Origin of the sequence: Leptolyngbya sp. CCY15150 (genome assembly GCF_016888135.1) — a bacterium.
Lineage (GTDB): Bacteria > Cyanobacteriota > Cyanobacteriia > RECH01 > RECH01 > RECH01.
The window spans coordinates 1-209 of sequence record NZ_JACSWB010000010.1 but is presented as its reverse complement, the minus strand read 5'-3'; the positions used below and the strand labels follow the sequence as shown (position 1 = coordinate 209).

Sequence of the window (209 nt, the reverse complement as noted above, 5' to 3'; positions counted from 1 at the left end):
TTGTCGACAAATGACCAGAGTTCATCCATCTGCACGTTCAGCTTGCCTTTGGTTTTGGGGACGACGTCTACCGCTTTTGGCACAGCTTCGTAGCAAGCATTAGCATAGCCTTGTAGCCAACTATCAGAGACATCGGTGGCCCTGGCAATGCCTGCTAGGGGGATCTTCTCTAACAGCAGCAGATTGACCAATGACCGAGTGTCTTTGTC

At 50.7% G+C, this 209-nt stretch carries 1 pseudogene; it reads right to left on the bottom strand.

The features are described 5' to 3' along the window. Positions 1–209: pseudogene (locus JUJ53_RS00040) on the bottom strand (IS1 family transposase); the annotation flags it as partial.